The following is a 2,497-nucleotide window of genomic DNA, read 5'->3' on the forward strand; positions in this document are numbered from 1 at the left end:
GATTAAACTCAACGAGGTTGTCACCAACCCCGTTGGTCTTCAAAACCGTGCATGAAAGTTTCCCTTCACACGGCTCCTCAATGATTAGGTGCTTTTCATGCATACCTCATTACCCATTTCTCCTCGACTTTTTCAAGTCTTCTGGTGGGATTCAACGGCTCGGTACTATTGCAACCGGATTGTGCGCCAATGTTACCATCATTGGTAGTTTTTGTGTCGTGGCAATGTCTGTGCATAAGTTGCCAATTTTCATAACAATCCTTTCCATCTTTTGATTTAGGGATTATATGGTCAACTTCCATCACATCGCTTTCGCGGAAGAACAGTCCACAGTGGGCGCATTTCCCTTTCTGTTTTTTCAGGAGCTTTGTAACTCGTGAAGGTAGTTCGGGATTCTTGCCCATGCGGGAACTCCAGTAAACTAGGTTGCCATCCAATGGTGAGGCTTTTCCCTTGACCTTAATGTGCCGGATTATTGGAGTTTGGGCATGGTCAATTAACTTTAGGAAATTGTCCCCATTTTTGGTTGAAAACACCCAGTTATCTCCACCTATAGAGTGCCAATATTTATTTGACACCCACTCACCCGATTTCTTTGGATGACGGCGTTTAGCCCAAGCTCTTAGCTTCTGGTACACTAGGTTATCTAGTTCTGAGTAAGCAACCTTACTTACTACAGTGGCATAGTAATTTGTCCATCCCCGGATGATGGGGTTTAGATGGGCAATTAGAGCCGCTTGGGACAATGCCTTGTGCGATTCGATTACCTCTGCGATTTTATCGTAGTGTATCTTCTGCTTTTTGGAGCTTGGGGTGATTATTGTTTTATAGCCTTGCTTAGAGTGATATTTACCAACGGAGAATTGTCGGATGGTAAATCCCAGGAAATCAAATCCTGGTTTTTCAAGCTTATACTCCTGAAGAGTGTGAGCAAATCTCGTTTTGCTTGGCTTGAGTTCTAAACCCATGTCCAGTAACCATTCGGAGATGACCTCCTTGCATCTTAGGACTACGGTTTCGTTCTCATGTAAGATGACAAAATCATCCGCATAACGAATTACGTCAGGTGATTTAAACTCGGTTCCTTTTTTGTGAAACCACGTTTCCCGTCCTGTATGTGACATTTTGGGAAACTCTTGTTTAACCCGTGACTCTAGACCGTGGAGGGCTATATTTGCCAGTAGTGGAGAAATGACTCCGCCTTGAGGCGTACCCTCAGATGTCGGGAATAACTGCTTACCATCCATTCCCCCAGATTTTAGCCATGCCGCTACTTGACGACGTATGGTTGAGGTAGTGTTTAGCTTTAACAGTAATGCCTGATGGTCGATTCGGTCGAAGCACTTAGAAATATCAGCATCAAGCACATATTTTGGCTTATGATTGATACCTATAAATATCGCTTCAATTGCATCATGACATGAGCGTCCTGGTCTAAAACCATAGGAATTCGGCTCGAATTGAGCTTCCCACTCCGGTTCTAGAGCTAGTTTTACTAGTGCCTGCATAGCTCTATCGTGCATAGTAGGGATACCTAAAGGTCGCTTTTCGTCTGTGCCTGGTTTGGGAATCCAAACCCTGCGAGTGGGTGAGGCTTTTTTGCTTAACTTTAGGTTGACAATCATAGTTAGACGCGCTGCTGGGGATAGGTTTTTTATCCCATCCACTCCTGCTGTCTTTTTTCCTTGGTTGTCTTGACTGATTCTACGCACGGCTAGAAGTTTTGCCGACCGAGAACTCATTAACAATCTCTGGAGATTGTGGACGGTTTTCACATCACTACGTTGAGAGGCTTGATAAATGCGCTTTTGCATCTTGTACACCTGTCGTTCCAGCTTGCGCCAGTTGATAGATGCCCATGTTTCCGTAGTCTTTAAACTCGTATAAACCATCTTTAATGCTACTCCCGTCCTTTATCTTCCCAATCACCGTGAGTACGTCTGCATATCCCTTACATTACATAAAGGCTTTAGCTTCTTAACTCAATCTCCCCCACTCGTAGCATCCGGTTAGTACCTACTTGGAGAATCGACCTCAGCAAGAGCGCTTCGAGGGGTTAATTCGTTCCGACTGACCATTCTTTATACCCTTAGAGCGATGCTCTCCACCTGGTTTATTGGAAGTGCAAATTGGTCAACGATATACTTGCCAACTCCTTATCCTTTGCCTTTTGGCTCCAGTGTTGTTCAGCCTTATTACACTGGTTGTTCCTTAAGATGGTTAAAACACACCTTCAAGCTTTTCGCTTTACTCATAGGCATTTTGCTCGATGCGTACCAGTTTAGGCTACCAGTACTAACACCTTTCATCCCCGCTTTACGGATTGATGACTAGTCTCTACCGTAGGGGAAGTGCTTTCACCGCTGCACCTGCGGGGTAGGATTTTCACCTACATGGTCAGTCAGTTGTCAAGGTTCTATTAGGATTTCTCCTCTATTTAGCCTTGCGCCTAATCCCTGAGTGTTACTACTCATTTCTAGGCAACGAATCACACATA

At 44.5% G+C, this 2,497-nt stretch carries 1 protein-coding gene; it reads right to left on the bottom strand.

Going from position 1 to position 2,497, the window contains the following annotated elements:
• Nucleotides 1-95: 95 nt before the first annotated feature.
• Nucleotides 96-1,892 (bottom strand): group II intron reverse transcriptase/maturase, encoded by a 1,797-nt coding sequence (gene ltrA / locus V5G28_RS27015; RefSeq protein ID WP_336231374.1) that lies wholly within the window; start codon nucleotides 1,890-1,892, stop codon nucleotides 96-98.
• Between the last annotated feature and the right edge of the window lie 605 nt (nucleotides 1,893-2,497).

Source organism: Scytonema sp. PRP1, assembly GCF_036697665.2.
In the GTDB taxonomy this organism is placed as follows: domain Bacteria; phylum Cyanobacteriota; class Cyanobacteriia; order Cyanobacteriales; family Nostocaceae; genus Kalymmatonema; species Kalymmatonema gypsitolerans.